Annotated in this window: 21 protein-coding genes; all 21 read left to right on the forward strand. The window is 67.6% G+C overall.

Annotation, left to right across the window (positions count from 1 at the left end; all coding sequences use genetic code 11):
• Positions 1–74 precede the first annotated feature (74 nt).
• The 21 genes from KZ829_RS44385 to KZ829_RS04315 all read left to right on the forward strand — a co-directional run bounded on the left by KZ829_RS44385 (position 75) and on the right by KZ829_RS04315 (position 17,044).
• The gene (locus tag KZ829_RS44385; RefSeq protein WP_220142529.1) at positions 75–2,444 is read left to right on the forward strand and encodes a chemotaxis protein CheA; all 2,370 of its coding nucleotides are present in this window, start codon (positions 75–77) and stop codon (positions 2,442–2,444) included.
• A gap of 1 nt (position 2,445) precedes the next feature.
• The gene (locus KZ829_RS04220; protein ID WP_208469775.1) at positions 2,446–2,883 is read left to right on the forward strand and encodes a chemotaxis protein CheW; all 438 of its coding nucleotides are present in this window, start codon (positions 2,446–2,448) and stop codon (positions 2,881–2,883) included.
• Positions 2,883–3,755 carry a hypothetical protein gene (locus tag KZ829_RS04225; protein WP_220142530.1) on the forward strand — a complete coding sequence of 291 codons (873 nt, stop codon included), beginning with the start codon at positions 2,883–2,885 and terminating at the stop codon, positions 3,753–3,755. The genes KZ829_RS04220 and KZ829_RS04225 overlap by 1 nt, the downstream gene beginning before the upstream one ends.
• Before the next feature lie 13 nt (positions 3,756–3,768).
• Complete coding sequence (locus tag KZ829_RS04230; protein WP_220142531.1) at positions 3,769–4,926, forward strand: protein-glutamate methylesterase/protein-glutamine glutaminase; 1,158 nt, start codon at positions 3,769–3,771, stop codon at positions 4,924–4,926.
• Complete coding sequence (locus KZ829_RS04235) at positions 4,923–5,768, forward strand: CheR family methyltransferase (RefSeq protein ID WP_220142532.1); 846 nt, start codon at positions 4,923–4,925, stop codon at positions 5,766–5,768. The genes KZ829_RS04230 and KZ829_RS04235 overlap by 4 nt, the downstream gene beginning before the upstream one ends.
• A 5-nt stretch (positions 5,769–5,773) precedes the next feature.
• A complete protein-coding gene (locus KZ829_RS04240; protein ID WP_183222472.1) occupies positions 5,774–6,160 on the forward strand; it encodes a response regulator in 387 nt (128 codons plus the stop codon).
• Complete coding sequence (locus KZ829_RS04245; RefSeq protein WP_220142533.1) at positions 6,157–6,642, forward strand: chemotaxis protein CheX; 486 nt, start codon at positions 6,157–6,159, stop codon at positions 6,640–6,642. Before KZ829_RS04240 ends, KZ829_RS04245 begins: the two co-directional genes overlap by 4 nt.
• Entirely contained in the window at positions 6,639–7,001 is a 363-nt protein-coding gene (locus KZ829_RS04250; protein WP_183222474.1) for a response regulator, read from the forward strand. Before KZ829_RS04245 ends, KZ829_RS04250 begins: the two co-directional genes overlap by 4 nt.
• Before the next feature lie 7 nt (positions 7,002–7,008).
• Complete coding sequence (locus KZ829_RS04255) at positions 7,009–7,497, forward strand: hypothetical protein (RefSeq protein ID WP_220142534.1); 489 nt, start codon at positions 7,009–7,011, stop codon at positions 7,495–7,497.
• A gap of 151 nt (positions 7,498–7,648) precedes the next feature.
• On the forward strand, positions 7,649–8,080 hold the full coding sequence (locus KZ829_RS04260) for a flagellar hook assembly protein FlgD (protein ID WP_220142535.1): 432 nt from the start codon (positions 7,649–7,651) through the stop codon (positions 8,078–8,080).
• Positions 8,081–8,116: 36 nt separating this feature from the next.
• The gene (locus KZ829_RS04265) at positions 8,117–9,370 is read left to right on the forward strand and encodes a flagellar hook protein FlgE (RefSeq protein ID WP_220142536.1); all 1,254 of its coding nucleotides are present in this window, start codon (positions 8,117–8,119) and stop codon (positions 9,368–9,370) included.
• Between the two features lie 193 nt (positions 9,371–9,563).
• The gene (locus KZ829_RS04270; RefSeq protein WP_183222478.1) at positions 9,564–9,845 is read left to right on the forward strand and encodes a flagellar FlbD family protein; all 282 of its coding nucleotides are present in this window, start codon (positions 9,564–9,566) and stop codon (positions 9,843–9,845) included.
• Positions 9,845–10,633 (forward strand): flagellar motor protein, encoded by a 789-nt coding sequence (locus KZ829_RS04275; RefSeq protein WP_220142537.1) that lies wholly within the window; start codon positions 9,845–9,847, stop codon positions 10,631–10,633. The genes KZ829_RS04270 and KZ829_RS04275 overlap by 1 nt, the downstream gene beginning before the upstream one ends.
• Before the next feature lie 5 nt (positions 10,634–10,638).
• Positions 10,639–11,655, forward strand: coding sequence for a flagellar motor protein MotB (locus KZ829_RS04280; RefSeq protein WP_220142538.1), 1,017 nt, complete (start codon positions 10,639–10,641; stop codon positions 11,653–11,655).
• Between the two features lie 18 nt (positions 11,656–11,673).
• Positions 11,674–12,129 (forward strand): flagellar basal body-associated FliL family protein, encoded by a 456-nt coding sequence (locus KZ829_RS04285; RefSeq protein ID WP_220142539.1) that lies wholly within the window; start codon positions 11,674–11,676, stop codon positions 12,127–12,129.
• A 111-nt stretch (positions 12,130–12,240) separates the two neighbouring features.
• The gene (locus KZ829_RS04290) at positions 12,241–13,191 is read left to right on the forward strand and encodes a flagellar motor switch protein FliM (RefSeq protein WP_308285330.1); all 951 of its coding nucleotides are present in this window, start codon (positions 12,241–12,243) and stop codon (positions 13,189–13,191) included.
• Positions 13,188–13,940: a flagellar motor switch protein FliN gene (fliN, locus tag KZ829_RS04295; protein ID WP_220142540.1), complete on the forward strand. Its 753-nt coding sequence runs from the start codon at positions 13,188–13,190 to the stop codon at positions 13,938–13,940. Before KZ829_RS04290 ends, fliN begins: the two co-directional genes overlap by 4 nt.
• Before the next feature lie 5 nt (positions 13,941–13,945).
• Positions 13,946–14,359, forward strand: coding sequence for a flagellar biosynthetic protein FliO (locus KZ829_RS04300; RefSeq protein WP_246635060.1), 414 nt, complete (start codon positions 13,946–13,948; stop codon positions 14,357–14,359).
• A 4-nt stretch (positions 14,360–14,363) separates the two neighbouring features.
• A complete protein-coding gene (fliP, locus tag KZ829_RS04305) occupies positions 14,364–15,125 on the forward strand; it encodes a flagellar type III secretion system pore protein FliP (RefSeq protein WP_220142541.1) in 762 nt (253 codons plus the stop codon).
• A gap of 4 nt (positions 15,126–15,129) precedes the next feature.
• Positions 15,130–15,894, forward strand: a complete 765-nt coding sequence (fliR, locus tag KZ829_RS04310; protein ID WP_220142542.1) for a flagellar biosynthetic protein FliR — start codon at positions 15,130–15,132, stop codon at positions 15,892–15,894.
• 58 nt (positions 15,895–15,952) lie between these two features.
• Positions 15,953–17,044 (forward strand): EscU/YscU/HrcU family type III secretion system export apparatus switch protein, encoded by a 1,092-nt coding sequence (locus KZ829_RS04315; RefSeq protein ID WP_220142543.1) that lies wholly within the window; start codon positions 15,953–15,955, stop codon positions 17,042–17,044.
• Positions 17,045–17,070 lie beyond the last annotated feature (26 nt).

The following is a 17,070-nucleotide window of genomic DNA, read 5'->3' on the forward strand; positions in this document are numbered from 1 at the left end:
CCGGTCGAGTCTTCTCAGTTGGCGTCCGCTGGAGTCGATGAGGGCAGTGAAGCCGAGCAGGAGGGTAGTGAGTCGTGGAAGACCTTGGCGAGATCGTTGGCGAATTCCTGATGGAGAGCCACGAGAACCTGGACCAGATCGACCGGGACCTCGTTAGCCTCGAGCAGGAACCGGGCTCGCGTGACCTGATCTCCCGCATCTTCCGGGCGATCCACACGATCAAGGGCACCAGTGGGTTCCTGGCGTTCTCTCGTCTGGAGAAGCTGGCGCATGCGGGTGAGTCCCTGCTGTCGCGGCTCCGTGACGGAGTGCAGCCGGTCAGCCCGGAGACCATCACGGTCCTGCTGCTGTGCATCGACGGTGTCCGGTCCATCCTCGCCTCCATCGAGGAGAACGGTTCCGAGGCCGAGGTCGACATCGAGAGCGTGATCGTCAAGATCCAGGCGCAGATGAACGCGCCCTCGGACGGCGCTCCCGCGGCCGTCCCCGCCCCCGCCCCCGCCCCCGCCCCCGCGCCGGTCGCCGAGGCCGAGTCGCCGGTGAGCGTCGAGCAGGAGTCCGCGGAGACCGCCCGGCCGGCCCCCGAGCCGGTCACCGATCAGCGGCAGCCGCTCGGCCAGATCCTGGTCGACGCCGGCGCGGCGCAGGCCTCCGACGTGAGCTCGGCGCTCCAGCAGCAGATCGAGGGCGACGAGCGCAAACTCGGCACCATCCTGCTCGAGGAGGGCAAGGCCCAGCCGGCCGCGGTCAGCGAGGCGCTGCAGTCCCAGACCCCGAAGCGGAGCATCGCGGACAGTGCGATCCGGGTCGATGTCGACCTGCTCGACACCCTGATGAACATGGTCGGTGAGCTGGTGCTCGCCCGGAACCAGCTGGTCCGCGGCGTGATGGAGACCGGTGACTCCGGCCTGGTCCGTAGCGCCCAGCGGCTCGGCATGATCACCAGCGAGCTGCAAGAGGGCATCATGAAGACCCGGATGCAGCCCATCGAGCACATCTGGTCCAAGCTGCCCCGAGTCATCCGGGACCTGAGCAACTCGATGGGCAAGCAGGTCGCGCTGGTCATGGAGGGCAAGGAGACCGAGCTCGACCGGAGCCTGCTGGAGGCGGTCAAGGACCCGCTGACCCACCTCGTGCGCAACGCGGTGGACCACGGCATCGAGGAGCCGGAGCGGCGGATCGCCAGCGGCAAGGGGCCGGAGGGCACGCTCACGCTCCGCGCGTACCACGAGGGTGGTCACGTGGCGGTCGAGGTCGCCGACGACGGCGCCGGTCTGAACGTCGAGCGGATCGCGCAGAAGGCCGTGGAGAACGGCCTGCTCCGCCCGGAGCAGATCCCGAACATGGACAAGCGCGACATCATGGCGATGGTCTTCCAGCCCGGCTTCTCCACCGCCTCCAAGGTCACCAACGTGTCCGGGCGTGGCGTCGGCATGGACGTCGTGAAGACCAACATCGAGAACATCGGCGGCGCGGTCAGCGTCGACTCGACACCCGGCGAGGGTACGGTCTGGCGGCTCACCATCCCGCTGACGCTCGCGATCATCCAGGCGCTCACCGTCGACTGCGGCGACCAGCGTTACGTCGTGCCCCAGGTCGCGGTGCTGGAGCTGGTCTTCATCGACGGCAACACCACCAAGGTCGAGTACGCCTCCGGCGCGCCCGTCTACCGGTTGCGCGGCAAGCTGCTCCCGCTGGTCCGTCTGGACCGCGCGCTCGGCCTCGAGGTCGGCGGCGACCAGGGCGTCTACATCATGGTGCTGCAGGCCGACGGCCGACGGTTCGGCCTGGTCGTGGACCGGGTGCTGAACACCGAAGAGGTCGTCGTCAAAGCCCTCAACACCAGATTCAAGGACATCGGACTGTACGCCGGGGCGACGATCCTGGGCGACGGGAAGGTGGGCCTCATCCTGGACGTCTCCTCGCTGGCCCGGCGCTCGCACCTCGCGGTCGACTCGGAGCGGGAGAACGTCACCGAGAAGCGCGGCCAGCAAGCCGCCGGCACCGAGCGCCTGCTGGTCACCGCGGTCGGCGAACGCCGCGTGGCGATCCCGCTGGACACGGTCACGCGACTGGAGGAGTTCCCGCGCGACCGCATCGAGCACGCCGGATCCCGCGAGGTGGTCCAGTACCGGGGGCAGATCCTGCCTCTGGTGCGCCTGTCCCACCTGCTCGGGGCGTACGGCGAGGAGTTGGAGGGCGACACCGTCTCGGTGGTCGTCTACAGCGAGGGCGGAAAGAGCGTGGCACTGGTCGTGGACCGGATCGTGGACATCGCCGAGAACTCGACCACCGCACGACGGGACGCGGAGGAGGACGGCCTGGTCGGCACCGCGGTGATCCAGCAGCGGGTCACCGAGCTGCTCGACGTGCGCCGGGCCATTCTCGCCGCGGATCCGAACTTCTACAGCGATTCCATGGACGAGATGATGGTGGAGGTCTGACATGGCGAGCCGTCAGTTCGCCACCTTCGAGGTGGACGGCCAGCTCTTCGGGGTCGAGGTGCACACGGTGCAGGAGGTGCTCTCGTACAACGAGTACACCCCGGTGCCGCTCGCCCCGCCGGCCGTGGGCGGACTCTTCAACCTGCGCGGCCAGGTGATCGCCGCGGTGGACCTGCGGGTGCAGCTCGGGCTGGCCCGCCAGGCCCTGCAGGGCCCGGTCATGAACGTCATCCTGCGCGGTGACGGTGAACCGGTCTCCCTGCTGGTGGACAAGATCGGCGAGGTGGTGGATCTCGACGACGACACGTTCGAGCCGCCACCGGACACGCTGAGCGGTCCCACCCGGGAGCTCGTGGTCGGCACGTTCAAGCTGGACGGGCGGCTGATGCTGGCTCTCGACGTCAATCAGGCCGTCGACACATACCGCGCCACCCACTGATGTACAGCCTGGTCAGCGCCCCCGTCCTGGGCTTCGATCTGACCCGCCTCGAGGGCGGGCCGGCCGCGGCCGAGGTCCTGCTGCGCGCGTTGCGCCTGCAGGCCGGGGACCTGCCGGTGCTCGCCGAGCGGCTGCCCGACGAGGAGGCCCGCGGACCGCTCTGGGTGGAGGTGGAGAGCGCCGCCCGCCGTATGCCGTCGCTCAAGGCGATGTCGAAAGACGACCCGGCCGGAAACCTCGCATTGGTCGAGCGCGCGCCGATCGGTACGGTCGACGCCCTGCTGACCTGCCTGCGCTACGACGTGATGTCGTGGACCTGGGAGGGCGCCGGCCGGGCCGCCCGGCAGAGTGAGGACGCGGCCGCGGCGACCGCCCTGCTGTGTGACGCGGCGGTCGCCAGCTACCTGCGTGAGGTGCTGGACGAAGACACCCGGCGACGGCTGGGCGCGGGCTGGGTGGCGGCGGTGCGGAAGCTGCCGACCGGTGCGCCGATCGACCTGGGCCCGCACCACTACACGGTGTCGTCCCTGCTCGACCGGTTGCGCACGCTGCGGACCGAGGACCGGCAACGGGTCTCGACCGCGGCCGACGACGCCCGGCGGAACACCGCCGGCTGGTCGCCCGCCGTGCATTCGGCGTCGTGGGCGGCGTACCTCTCCGATCGGGTCCGAACCGCCGCCGCGGCACAGATGCTGCTGGTCCAGGCGGTGGATACGGCCGGGATTCCGCTGGCCGACCGGGCCGGCGGGGTCTGGAACATGCTCAGCGGCGCCGTTCAGGCGCTCGTTGTCCGCGATCTGCTGGACACCGCAACGGCACACCGGCTGCTCGCACCGGTCGTGGCGGCGCTCGGTCCGGCCTGGCTCGGTTGAAGGGAGTGGTCGAATGATCTCGGTTCTCGTCGTCGATGATTCCGTCGTGGTTCGTCGGCTGATCGTCGACGCTCTCGGGGAAGCACCGGGCATCCAGGTCGTCGGCACGGCCGCGAACGGTCTGCTCGCCCAGGCGAAGATCGATCAGCTCAAACCCGACGTGATCACCATGGATATCGAGATGCCGCAGATGGACGGCATCGAGGCGGTCCGTGAGCTGCGCAAACGGCACAGCACGCCGGTGATCATGTTCAGTACGCTCTCCGCCGCGGGCGCGAACGCCACCCTGGAGGCGCTGGCCGCCGGTGCGACCGACTACGTCACCAAGCCCAGCAACGTGGGCTCGGTGGCGGAGTCCATCGCGGCGGTGCGCCAGCAGCTCGTACCCAAGATCCAGGTGCTGGGCGGGCGCCGCCGCCCGCCGGCCGGGCCACCCCTGCGAGGCACGTCGCCGGCGGGCCTCCGTCCCGGCGCCGCGCCGATGCGGCCCGGTGGCCTACCGGCCGCGGCCGGGCGACCCGCTGCCAACGGACCCGTGCCGGTCCGGCCGGCCGTCCGTCGTGCCCCGGGCGGGAAGATCGACATCCTGGCGATCGGCTCCTCGACCGGTGGGCCGGACGCACTCACCAAGGTCCTTCTCGGGTTGCCGACCGATCTGCCGGTCCCGATCGTGATCACGCAGCACATGCCGCCGGTCTTCACCAAGATGTTCGCCGAACGCCTGGACCGGAGCACCCCGCTCCGGGTGCTGGAGGCGGGCGAGGGCATGGAGCTCGCGGCCGGCACGGTCTACATCGCCCCGGGCGATCGTCATCTGGTCTTCGAGCGCCGCGGCACCGCCACCGTCACCCAGCTCAGCGGCGCGCCGCCGGAGAACTCCTGCCGCCCGGCCGTGGACGTGATGTTTCGTTCGGTGGCGGCGCTGTACGGCGGCTTGGCGTATGCGGCCGTGCTCACCGGAATGGGACAAGACGGACGGAGTGGTGCGAAGGTGCTACGCGACTCGGGTGCCGAGGTGCTGGCGCAGGACGAGGCGAGTTCGGTGGTCTGGGGCATGCCCGGCGCCGTGGTCGGTGCGGGGCTGGCGGACGAGATCCTGCCCCTGGACCGGATCGCGAGCGCGCTGCTCAACCGGGTACGGGTGGGCCGGACGGCGGCGGTGGCCCGATGACACTTTCCCAAGCGGAGTTCGCCTTCGTCTCCAACCTGGTGCGCAAGGAGGCATCGATCGTCCTGGCGCCGGGCAAGGAGTATCTGGTCGAGGCCCGGCTCATCCCGGTGGCCCGGGCGGTCGGGGCGGCGAACGTCAACGACTTCATCGGCGACCTGCAGAAGCGGCCCGACCCGGCCCATCAGATCAGGATCATCGATGCGCTGACCACCAACGAGACGTCGTTCTTCCGGGACCGGGAGCCGTTCTCGGCGCTCACCGACGTGGTGCTGCCCGAGCTGATCAAGTCCCGGTCAGCGGTGCGCAAACTCCGCTTCTGGTCGGCCGCCAGCTCCAGTGGGCAGGAGGCGTACAGCCTGGCCATCACGCTCCAGGAGACGCTGCCGACCGGCTGGACCTACGAGATCCTCGGGACCGACATCTCCACCGCGATGGTGGAACGCGCCAACAAGGCCGAGTACAGCCAGGTCGAGGTGAACCGCGGCTTGGCGGCCACCCAGTTGGTGCAGTACTTCGAACGGGCCGGCGCGCACTGGCGGGTCATTCCTGCGCTGCGCAAGAACGTCTCGTTCAAGCACATGAGTCTCACCGCGCCGTTCCCGCCGATGCAGCCGTTCGACGTGATCTTTCTGCGCAATGTCCTCATCTACTTCGATGTGGCCACCAAGCGCCAGGTCCTGCGGAACGCCGCGAAGATCCTGCGCCCGGACGGTCTGCTCTTCCTCGGCGCGGCCGAGACCACGATCGGAATCGACGACAACTACGAGCGAGTGGCCGCCGGCCGCACCTCTGCCTACCGGACTCGTACTGCGGCGCCCGTCGGTGCCGCGAGAAGGGGATGACGCCGATGCGCGCCATGGTTATCGACGACTCACGCGCAATGCGCATGATTCTCAAGCGCATCGTCACGAAGCTCAACTTCGAGGCGGTGGAGGCCGGGGACGGCAAGGAGGCGCTGGACCTTCTGGCCGACATGACCGAGGTGCCGGATCTGGCCCTCATCGACTGGAACATGCCCAACATGAACGGGCTGGAGTTCGTCACCAAGGTCCGGGCCGATCCGCGGCTCCGGGAGATGACCCTCGTGATGGTCACCACCGAGAGCGAGCAGAGCCAGATCGTCCGTGCTCTCGCGGCGGGCGCCCATGAATACGTGATCAAGCCCTTCACCGAAGGTGCAATGATCGAAAAGCTGGCCCTGCTGGGCCTCGTCCCGACCGGAGCGAACTCATGAGCATCGAAGTCGAGGTCGATGAGAGTGACCTCGCCGAGATGGTGGAACAGGTCTGGGAGTCGTACCTGGATCCGGAGGGCGTCAGTCCCCTGATTCCGACGTACGACGAGAACCAGCCGTCCGAGGTGCACTCCTCGGTCTCGATCACCGGGTCCTGGACCGGGCATGTCGTCTACGCGTCTTCCCGCGCGGCCGCCCAGCGTGCCGCGGCCGCCTTCCTCGCCATGGATCTCGACGAGGTGAGCGAGGACGACATGTCCGACACGCTCGGCGAGTTGGCCAACATCGTCGGTGGCAATGTCAAGGCGATGTTGCCGCCGGGGTCGCAGTTGTCGCTTCCACAGGTGAACCTCACGCCGGAATCGTCGGCGCGGTTCCCGAACACCCAGCGCATCGGGGGTGTCTACGGGGTGTGGGAAGGCGAACCCGTGTCCATTTCGATGTGGCAGAGCCGCATCGACAACAAGGAGGAGGGCGCATGAAGATCCTTGTCGCTGATGACAGCCGGGTCATGCGGCAGATCGTCGTCCGGACCCTGCGCCAGGCCGGGTTCGGCGATCACGACCTGATCGAGGCGGCCGACGGCCAGCAGGCGCTCGAGATGGCCACCAAGGAGCAGCCCGATCTGATCATCTCCGATTGGAACATGCCGCACCTGACCGGCATCGACGTGCTGCGTCGCCTCCGTGGGGCCGGCAACAAGGTCAAGTTCGGCTTCGTCACCTCGGAGTCGACCGCTGAGATGAAGACGGCTGCCGAGGAAGCGGGCGCGGACTTCTTCATCATCAAACCCTTTACGGCTGAGCGATTCGACGAAGTGTTCGCTCCTATCCTGGGATAATCACGACATGTCAGACGTATACGTTCTTCCCGGCTCTCTAGCCGTACGCAATCTGTTCGAGGATCTTCTCGGGCGAGAGGTGATCGTCGGTCCCGGTGAACCGATCGGCGCTGAGGAGGTGCCGACATCGTCGGTGGCGGTCTTCACCGACAACCGTCAGCAGATGTACGCGGCGCTCGCACTGGATCTCAGCCTCGCCGCCAACGCCGGTGCCGCACTCGGCCTGCTGCCGGCCGGCGCCGCCGAGGACGCGATCGACGAGAAGGAACTCTTCCCCAACCTCGCGGAGAACGTCTTCGAGCTGTGCAACATCTTCACCAGCCTCCTCAACAAGGAGGGCGCCAAGCACATCAAGCTCTACCAGGTGATCTACCCGAAGCAGGATCTCCCGGCCGACGTCCGTGCGATCCTCCTGTCCCTCGGGCGCCGGCTGGATCTCACGGTCGAGGTCACCCGCTACGGGAAGGGCAAGCTCAGCCTGGCTCTCGCACCCTGATCCACAAGGCGTACAGAATTGAAGAACCTGACATTGCGGGCCCGCCGATCGGCGGGCCCGCAAATTTGTTCCCGGGACCCGATTTGCAACTAAGCAAAGCCGGGGCCGGGCCGAAGCTTAGGTTGAGCCAGCTACGGGACAGGAGAAGTCGATGACCTCACCGATGTCCGGACCCACCGGCGCCGATGCCTATCAGGGAGTGGCCGCGGCCAACGCGGCCTCGGCCAAGAGCAAGACGCTCGCCGACAAGGACACGTTCATGAAGCTCCTCGTCGCGCAGTTGAAGTACCAGGATCCCACCAAGCCCGCCGACTCGACCGCCTTCATGGCGCAGACCGCCCAGTTCACTCAGGTCGAAAAGCTTGAGGACATGGTCGAGATGCTGCAGTCGCAGCGCATGATCGGTGCCAGTTCACTGGTCGGCAAGACGGTGAACTATCAGGACGAGTTCGGTATGCCACAGACCGGTGTGATCACCTCAGCGAAGCTGAACGGAGACAGCGAACCGACGCTCCGGGTCGGGAACACGGATGTACAGCTGTCCAGGGTCACGGAAATCATGACCGACGCCAAGCCCGCCTAGTCCGTCTTCTTTCCAGCTCTCCCAAAGGACTTCTTCATGCTGCGTTCCCTCTACTCCGGCATCAGCGGCCTCAACGCCCACCAGCGAATGATCGACGTGACCGGCAACAACATCGCGAACGTGAACACGGCCGGCTACAAGTCGTCCCAGATCCAGTTCACCGACACGCTGAGCCAGATGATGTACGCGGCCGGCTCCCCGCAGGGCGGTCAGGGCGGCACCAACCCCGCCCAGGTCGGTCTCGGCGTCAAGGTCAGCGCCATCAACACGAACTTCGCCCAGGGTTCGACACAGACCACCGGCCGATCCGGCGACATGCTGATCCAGGGTGACGGCTTCTTCGTCACCCGTAGTGGCAACGAGATGCTCTACACCCGGGCGGGTTCGTTCTCCGTCGACGCGAACGGAACGCTTGTCACCAGCAGCGGTGAGCCGATCCAGGGTTGGACCGGGGTGAACGGCACGGTCAACTCGGCGGGGCAGCCGGGCGACATCCGGATGCCGGTGGGTGCCTCCATCCCGCCGGCGAGGACCTCCCAGATGGGTCTCAAGGGCAATCTGAGCAGTGACGTGCCGCCTCCCCCGGCGGTCGACGATGTCGTGACCATCCCGGTCAGGGTCTACGACAACAGTGGTGCGACCAGCACCGCCACCGTCGAGTTCAGGCGGGACACCACCGCCGTCCCGGCATCGACGGACTGGACGGTGACCCTCACCAAGGCGGACGGCACCGTAGTGGGCGCGCCGGTGACCCTCGACATGGCGTCCGGCAGACCCGGCGCGGGCACCGTGCCGCCCATGGACGCCGAGGGCAACATCGTCTTCGATCTCGGCGGCCCTGACGAGTACAAAGTCAACGTCGCCGACATGACCATGTATTCGGGCCAGTCCGACGCCCGGGTGTTCAGCACCGACGGCCAGACGGCCGGCACGCTGACGTCGACAGGGTTCACGGTCTCCAACACCGGTGAGATCGTCGGTGTCTTCAGCAACGGCCTCAAGCAGGTGCTCGGTCAGGTCGCCGTGGCCACCTTCACCAACCCCAACGGTCTGGAGAAGGTCGGCAACTCGCAATTCCGGAGCACGGTCAACTCCGGGTACGCCCAGGTCGGCGAGGCTGGTTCCGGCGGCATGGGCCAACTCGTCGGCGGCGCGCTGGAGATGTCGAACGTCGACCTCGCCCAGGAGTTCACCAACCTGGTCGTCGCCCAGCGCGGTTTCCAGGCGAACTCCCGCATCATCACCACCTCCGACGAACTCCTTCAGGAACTCGTCAGCATGAAGCGTTAAACCAGCACCCGAGCCAGGCCGGCCGGGATGGGCATTCGTGCCCGTCCCGGCCGTTTCCGTGCGCGCATCCGGGCCGCTGTTCGCACCCGGATAGCGACCGCCTTTAACTCATAGGCAACCGGCAGTCAGCCGAATTGACATGTGTCAGGCACGGACGGTCCAACCAGCCGAAGACGTACCAAGGACGGATGTCGTGATCCTCGTAACCCGCATCAATGGCGCCGTGTTCGCATTGAACCCGGACCTGGTCGAGCGCGTCGACTGCACGCCCGACACGGTCGTCACCCTGGTGGACGGCACCAAGTACATCGTCGCGGAGTCCGTGCCCGAATTCATCGACTCAGTGCGTCACTACCGCGCTTCCCTGATCGCCCAGGCCAGCCGCCTGGAGCCCGAACCCGCAATCAGCTCCTCGTCTGCCCTGGACAGCGAACTCGAAGCCAAGGTGCTCCCGATGCACCGGAAGGAACGCTGATGGATCTCGCTAGCATTGTCGGTATCGTCGCCGGATTGGCGATCGTCTTCACCGTCCAGATCCTGGAGGGCGGCTCGCCCGTCTCCATCCTGCTGTTCCCGGCGATGCTGCTGGTCTTCGGCGGCGCCTTCGCGGCAGCCATGGCCGGCGGCGTCATGAAGGACGCCGGCGGTTTCATCAACCAGCTCAAGAAGGCTTTCACCAGCAAGGTCACCCCGCCCGCCGAGCTGCTCGACAGCGTGGTGAAGCTGGCCGAGCGGGCCCGCCGTGAGGGCCTGCTGGCTCTCGAGGACGCGGTCAAGACGGTCAAGCACCCGTTCCTCAAGCGGGGTCTGCAGCTGGCCATCGACGGCACCGACCCGGACGAACTGCACGACATCCTGCACGCCGAGGTCGCCGCCAAGAAGAAGGCCGACAAGGCCGGGGTGAAGTTCTTCGAGGGCATGGGTGGCTACGCCCCGACCATCGGCATCATCGGAACGGTGATGGGCCTGGTCCACGTCCTCGAGAACCTGGACAAGCCGGAGACCCTCGGCCACTCGATCGCCGCCGCGTTCGTCGCGACCCTCTGGGGCGTGCTGAGCTCCAACATCATCTTCCTTCCGCTGGCCTCCCGCCTCGGCCGGCTCAGCACGATCGAGGCCGAGGAGATGGAGCTGGTGATCGACGGTGTCCTGGCCATCCAGTCCGGCTCGAACCCGCGTCTGGTCGCCCAGAAGCTGCGCAGCCTGCTGCCGCCGGACGAGATGAAGAAGGCCGAAGCCGCATCGAGCAGGAAGGCGGCCTGATCCAGATGAGTTCCGGCGGGGGGCGTAAGCGTAAACAGAGGCACGAGGAACACGAGGAGCACGTCAATCACGAGCGCTGGCTCGTGTCGTACGCGGACATGCTGACCCTGCTGTTCGTCCTCTTCGTGGTGCTCTTCTCGATGAGCAGCGTGGACCAGAAGAAGTTCGCCCAGCTGGCGTCCGGTCTGTCGGCCGGGTTCGGTGCCCCGACCGTCGCCTTCCAGGGCGCCAAGGCTCCGCTCGACGGTTCGGCCAACAGCGCGCAGCTGGTGCAGATCGAGCCGGGTTCCAACCCGGACGACGGCACCTCCGGCACCGATGGCATGACCCAGAAGCAGAAGGAAGCGGTCGAGCGGGCCATCAAGGCCGAGGATCGCAAGCGGGCCACGGTCGACGCCAAGAAGGCGGCCGGGGAGGCCGAGAACCTGAAGGCGATCGAGCGGAAGATCGCCGACGCGCTCGCCGGGCAGAAGCTGCTCAACAGCGCGAAGTTCACCATCGACCAGCGCGGCCTGGTGGTCACCATCGTCACCAACGAGGTGGTCTTCGCCGGCAACCGTGCCGAGCTGCAGAAGGGCGGCGAGAAGATCCTGAACGCGATCGCCCCGACGCTGGTGAAGCTGCCGAACAACATCGAGGTGGACGGCCACACCAACCAGCTCAGGTCGAAGACCACCTTCTACCCGAGCGGCTGGGAGCTCTCCGCGGCCCGCGCCTCGACCACGGTCCGGTTCCTCACCGACCACGGCCTGCCGAAGAAGCGGCTCACCGCGGTGGGCTTCTCCGACACCAAGCCGCTCATCGACCCGAAGGACCCTCGCTCGATCACCCAGAACCGCCGGGTGGACGTCGTCGTCCTGACCCAGCTCACGGCCGCGCAGGCGGCGCTACTGCCCTCCGCGGCCGGCGCCGACGGCAAGCTGCACACCGGGCAGACCACGGCCGAGTACCAGGCGAAGCTCAACGCCGAGAAGGCCGCGAGCCTCACCCCGACCACCAGCACCCCTGCTGTCCACGACTGATTCCGAGGGATTCTTCTGATGTCTGACGAGAACGAAGCGGCCCAGGCGCCGAAGTCGAACAAGATGCTGATGATCATCATCGCCCTCGCGATGGTCCTGCTGGGTGGCGGTGGAGTAGGGGCGTTCTTCATGCTCCGTAGCGACTCGGCCTCGGCGGCCGAGGAGAAGCCGGAAAAGGGCGTGGTGGTCACGATCGAGAACCCCCTCACGGTGAACCTCGCCGACGGGCACTACCTGAAGGTCGGGTTCGCCCTCCAGATGACCAAGAAGGCCGGCGAGGAGGAGATCGACACCAGCGAGGCGCTGAACCTCGCGATCGAGGCGTACACCGGCCGTACCGTCGCCGAGCTCTCCACCGAGGCGGGGCGCGTCAAGCTCAAGGGCGAGCTGCTGGAGAAGATCGAGAAGGCCTACGAGGAGGACGGGAAGCAGATGGTCATGGACCTCTACTTCACCTCCTTCGTGACCCAGTAACGCCCCGGACCGATGGGCGGGCCGCCGTGTGCGACCCGCCCATCGGTCCGAAGAATGGCGGAAAGCGCCGCCACGGCTCAGCGGATCGGTAAGTGAGCCGATGAGGACGACGTGACCACCGCTTCCCGTACCCCCGGCAGGATGTCACGTCGCGGCCAGGGCGGAGGCCCGACCGCGTACGACTTCCGGCGCCCGATCAAGCTCTCCCGTGACCACGTCCGCACGCTGCAGATCGCCTTCGAGACGTACGCGCGCAGTTGTGGCACCCTGCTGACCACCCGGCTCCGGGCGGTCAGCAATGTCTCGTTGATCTCCATTGAGCAGCTCACCTACGACGAGTACGTCGCCTCGCTCGTCACCCCGACGATCATCGCGGTGGTCGCCCTCGACCCGCTGCCCGGCACCGGGCTGCTGGAGATGGCACAGCCCACGATCATGACCGCGATCGACCACATGCTCGGCGGCCCCGGTGGTTCCCAGCCGGAGCGGCCGCTGACCGAGGTGGAGATGCCGCTGCTGCGCGGCCTGCTCGACCGGATGCTGGGCGAGTTGCGGTACGGCTTCGAGAGCATGGTCGACCTCCGGCCGAAGCTCAAGGAGATCGAGTACAACGCGCAGTTCCTGCGTGCCCATGCGCCCGGTGACGCCGTGGTGGTGGCGTCGTTCGAGACCAAGATCGGTGCGGAGGAGTGCCTCTCCACCATCTGCCTGCCGTTCAACGCCATGTTGTCGGTGCTGGAACGGACCGAGGCGGTGGTGCTCAGCGCCACCGAGCGGGAAGTGCGGGATCGGGCCCGGCGCAACCTGACCGCCGGACTTTCCGCCGCTCCGATCGACGTAGCAGTGCGATTCCACCCCATCCGGATGCGTACCGATGACATCGTGGATCTACGTCCCGGTGACGTCGTCCCGCTGGGACACCCGACCAGCCGGCCGCTCGAGGTGACCACCGCCGACATCGTCTTCGCTCATGCGGTTCCCGGTAACCAGGGCACCCGGCTCGCCTGTCTCGTCGTGCCGTCGTCCAACGAGAGCCCGTCCAAGGAGTCTGGCCGCCCATGACAGCGCCCACCATGACTGTTTCCCAGCTCGGTCTTGCCCGGAACGCCGCCGAAGCCGCGCTGGCCGTCCTGCCCACCAGCTACACCCTGACGGCCGCCGACCCGGTGGCGCCGGGCGCGGGGACGGCGATCGAGGGGCAGGCGATCACGGCCCGGTTCACCGGCGCGACCTCAGGTGAGGTCGTGGTGGTGGTCGGCCAGGATCTGGCGAACGCGCTGCGGGAGAGTCCGCTCGGCGAGCTGGACCTGACCGCGGCGGTCCGCCCGGCCCTGGAGGCGGCGGCCCGGGTGTTCGGCCCGGTGGTGCTGGATCCCGGTCAGCTGATGGAGCCCGAGGTCGCGCTCAGCGCACTCGCCGTGAAGGAGGGCGCCGTCGCGGTGCCGTTGCGCGACGAGTCCGAGGTACGCGCGGTCGTCGCTCTCGCCCTGAACCAGTGGCCGGGCGACGACCCCGGCGCGGTGGACGTCGCCCAGCGTGCGGCACCGGCCCAGGAAGCCGGCGGCCGGCGCGGGCTGGACATGCTCTACGACGTCGAGATGGAGGTCTCGGCCGAGCTGGGCCGGACCCGGATGAGTGTGCGGGAGCTCCTGTCGCTCACCCCGGGCGCGATCGTCGAACTGGACCGGGCCGCCGGAAGTCCGGCCGACCTGCTGGTCAACGGCCGGCTGATCGCCCGCGGTGAGGTCGTCGTGGTGGACGAGAACTTCGGTATCCGGATCACCGAGATCGTCTCCCCCGGTACGGAGTAGCCGTCTTGATCCCCTCCGCCCTCCGGATGATCCTGGCCCTGCTGGTCGTCCTGCTGCTGATGTGGCTGCTGGCCAGGATGATGCGCAGGCCGTACACCGCCCGCCGCGCCGGCTCGCTGGCAGTGCTCCACCGCCAGCCGCTCAGCCGGGGCGCGGCGGTGGCGGTGATCCGGGTGGCGGATCGGGCGCTGGTGGTGGGGATCACCGAGCAGCGGGTGAGTCTCCTCGGCGAAACCGACATACACGCCTTCGAGGCCGAGCCGGGCGAGGAGCACCAGGACGTTCTCAAGGTGGCGCCGGACGAGCTGCCCGGCCGGCATCCGGCGGGCCACCACGGCCGGCTGGAGGGTTCGGTGCTCTCCCGGCGGACCTGGGGTTCGGCGATCGAGTTCCTGCGCGATCGAACGACGAGGCGATGATCCGATGAGCCGGCGCGCGATCCCGTTGCTGCTGATGGTGGCCACCCTGGTGCTGCTGCCGGAGGTCGCCGCGGCGGCTCCCGCGCCGACTCCGTCGCCACCGAGCGTCGACATCCAGATCAACGGTACGAATCCCGACGGCGGCCCACCCGCGTCCCTGGTGATCGTCCTCGCGCTGACTGTGCTCTCGGTGGCGCCGGCCCTCCTGCTGCTCTGCACGTCGTTCACCAAGATCTTCATGGTGCTCGGCATCACCCGCAACGCGCTCGGCCTGACCAGCATGCCGCCGAACCAGGTACTCGCCGGCCTGGCGCTGTTCCTGAGCATGTTCATCATGGGACCGACCCTCTCGGCCATCAACCAGGAGGGCATCCAGCCCTACCTCAACGGTGAGAAGACCCAGTCCGAGGCGTTCGAGGACGGGGTTCAGCCGCTGCGGGAGTTCATGTACCAGGTGACCCGCCCGGACGAGATCGCCCTGCTGACCAAGGCGGCCGGTCAGGAGAAGCCGGAGAACATCGACGACGTTCCGCTGGTCACCCTGATCCCGGCCTTCGTGCTGTCCGAGCTGCGTGCCGCGTTCATCATCGGGTTCGTCATCTTCATCCCGTTTCTGATCATCGACCTCGTGATATCGGCGTCCCTGATGTCGCTGGGCATGATGATGCTGCCCCCTGTCACGGTGGCGCTGCCGTTCAAGCTTCTGCTGTTCGTGCTGGTCAACGGGTGGGCCCTGATCATCACGGCGCTGGTGGGGTCGTATTGAGGCGATGAACTTCAACATCCCGATCGGGGAGTTCATGGCCTTCATGCTGGGGGTCGTGCGAACCAGCGCGTGGTTGATGGTGTGCCCACCGTTCAACTCGCGGTTCATCCCGGGACCGGTGAAGGCGCTGCTCTCCGTCGGCCTGACCCTGCCGATGGCGCCGTACCTGCGGCAGACCGTCCCGTCGCTGGAGACGATGGATCTGATCGCCAGCGCGCTCCTCCAGGTCTTCATCGGCGCCGCGCTCGGCTTCATCACCGCGCTGCTCTTCGCCGCCCTCCAGGCCGCCGGTGACCTGCTCGACCTCTTCTCCGGCTTCACCCTGGCGTCGAGCTACGACCCGTTCTCGCAGAGCAGCAGCTCGATCTTCGGCCGGTTGTACAACCTGGTGGCGCTCACCCTCCTGTTCGCCAGCGACGCGCACCAGATCATCCTGCGTGGCTTCCTGCAGAGCTTCGAGACCCTGCCGCTGGACACCGTCTTCTCGATGGAGACGTTCAGCCAGGTGCTGATCCGGGGGATCGATGAGATGTTCCTGGCCGCGGTCCAGATCGCCGGGCCGCTGATCGCGGTGCTGTTCCTGGCCGACGTCGCGCTGGGCCTGCTGAACCGGGTGGCGCCCGCGCTGAACGTGTTCCAGCTCGGATTCCCGATCAAGATCTTCCTGGTCGTCACCCTCTCCGGCATCGCCATCATGATGCTGCCGGGGGTGCTGGACAAACTGATCGACCAGGCGGTCACGATGGTGGTGCGGCTCAGTGGCGGCTGAGGTGCGCCGAAAAGGCCTTTGACAGGCGCGCGGCGCCCCGGGGCCGAGGAGGTGAGACGTGTCCGGCGAGAAGACCGAGCAACCCACTGCCCAAAAGCTCAAGAAGGCCAAGCAGGAGGGGCAGATCGGCCGCACCCAGGACCTCGGCGCCTGGGCCGGCATGTTCGCCGCCAGCATCATCCTCCCGCGCACCCTGAGCAAGGCCATGGAGCACGCCCAGGAGGTGATGGCGAAGGTCCCGGAGACGATCGCCGATCCGGACCCCGCCACGGCCCTCGGCATCCTGAAGGACGGACTGATGGGCGCGGCCTGGACGGTGCTGCCGCTGGCGCTGACCATGATGGCGGTCGGCATCGTGGCGGCCGGCGCGCAGGGCGGCATCCGGGTCGCCACCAAGCTGTTCAAACCCAAGTTCAACCGGCTCAACCCGTTCACCGGCATCAAGCGGATGGTCGGCCCGCAGGGGCTCTGGGAGGGCGTCAAGGCGCTGGTCAAGACGACGGTGCTCGCGGTCGTCCTCTACCTGATCATGCAGGACATCGTCCCGACGCTGATGACCGCCGGCCAGCTGCCGCTGCGGTCCCTGATCGGCTTCAACACGGCCGCCGCGACCCAGCTCAGCGGGGCGGCCGGGGCGCCCGGCCTGGTGATGGCCGCGGCCGACTACTTCGTGGTGCGGCGCCGCACCAACAAGCAGCTGCGGATGAGCAAGGAAGAGGTCAAGCAGGAGCACAAGAACACCGAGGGCGACCCGCTGATCAAGGCCCAGATCCGGGCCAAGCAGCACGCCATGGCCCGGAACCGGCAGATGGCCGACGTGCCGACCGCGGATGTGGTGGTGGTCAACCCGGTGCACATCGCGGTGGCGCTGCGGTACGAGCCGGAGAAGGGCGCACCGCGGGTGGTGGCGAAGGGGCAGGGCCCGCTGGCCGCGAAGATCCGCGACCTCGCGACCGAGAACCGGATCCCGATGGTGCAGGACGTCCCGCTGGCCCGGGCGCTGAACAAGGACTGCGAGATCGGTCAGGAGATCCCGGCGGAGTTCTACGGCGCGGTGGCGAAGGTGCTGGCGTTCGTGATGAGCCTGAAGGCGCGTGGGGCGGCCGCTGGTTTCCACCGCAACCCGAACCCCACCCCAGCTGCGGCATAACTACCAAATCCGGAGATTTCCTCACA

It is taken from the genome of Actinoplanes hulinensis, from assembly GCF_019429605.1.
Taxonomy (GTDB): Bacteria; Actinomycetota; Actinomycetes; order Mycobacteriales; family Micromonosporaceae; genus Actinoplanes; species Actinoplanes campanulatus.

Excerpts from the sequence above, each read along its gene's own strand:
- KZ829_RS04225 (WP_220142530.1), top strand. The coding sequence starts at position 2,883 with ATGTACAGCCTGGTCAGCGCCCCCGTCCTGGGCTTCGATCTGACCCGC.
- KZ829_RS04235 (WP_220142532.1), top strand. The coding sequence starts at position 4,923 with ATGACACTTTCCCAAGCGGAGTTCGCCTTCGTCTCCAACCTGGTGCGC.
- KZ829_RS04280 (WP_220142538.1), top strand. The coding sequence starts at position 10,639 with ATGAGTTCCGGCGGGGGGCGTAAGCGTAAACAGAGGCACGAGGAACAC.
- fliN (WP_220142540.1), top strand. The coding sequence starts at position 13,188 with ATGACAGCGCCCACCATGACTGTTTCCCAGCTCGGTCTTGCCCGGAAC.
- KZ829_RS04285 (WP_220142539.1), top strand. The coding sequence starts at position 11,674 with ATGTCTGACGAGAACGAAGCGGCCCAGGCGCCGAAGTCGAACAAGATG.
- KZ829_RS04240 (WP_183222472.1), top strand. The coding sequence starts at position 5,774 with ATGCGCGCCATGGTTATCGACGACTCACGCGCAATGCGCATGATTCTC.
- fliP (WP_220142541.1), top strand. The coding sequence starts at position 14,364 with ATGAGCCGGCGCGCGATCCCGTTGCTGCTGATGGTGGCCACCCTGGTG.
- KZ829_RS04255 (WP_220142534.1), top strand. The coding sequence starts at position 7,009 with ATGTCAGACGTATACGTTCTTCCCGGCTCTCTAGCCGTACGCAATCTG.
- KZ829_RS04265 (WP_220142536.1), top strand. The coding sequence starts at position 8,117 with ATGCTGCGTTCCCTCTACTCCGGCATCAGCGGCCTCAACGCCCACCAG.
- KZ829_RS04230 (WP_220142531.1), top strand. The coding sequence starts at position 3,769 with ATGATCTCGGTTCTCGTCGTCGATGATTCCGTCGTGGTTCGTCGGCTG.
- KZ829_RS04220 (WP_208469775.1), top strand. The coding sequence starts at position 2,446 with ATGGCGAGCCGTCAGTTCGCCACCTTCGAGGTGGACGGCCAGCTCTTC.
- KZ829_RS04275 (WP_220142537.1), top strand. The coding sequence starts at position 9,845 with ATGGATCTCGCTAGCATTGTCGGTATCGTCGCCGGATTGGCGATCGTC.
- KZ829_RS04245 (WP_220142533.1), top strand. The coding sequence starts at position 6,157 with ATGAGCATCGAAGTCGAGGTCGATGAGAGTGACCTCGCCGAGATGGTG.
- fliR (WP_220142542.1), top strand. The coding sequence starts at position 15,130 with ATGAACTTCAACATCCCGATCGGGGAGTTCATGGCCTTCATGCTGGGG.
- KZ829_RS04260 (WP_220142535.1), top strand. The coding sequence starts at position 7,649 with ATGACCTCACCGATGTCCGGACCCACCGGCGCCGATGCCTATCAGGGA.
- KZ829_RS04250 (WP_183222474.1), top strand. The coding sequence starts at position 6,639 with ATGAAGATCCTTGTCGCTGATGACAGCCGGGTCATGCGGCAGATCGTC.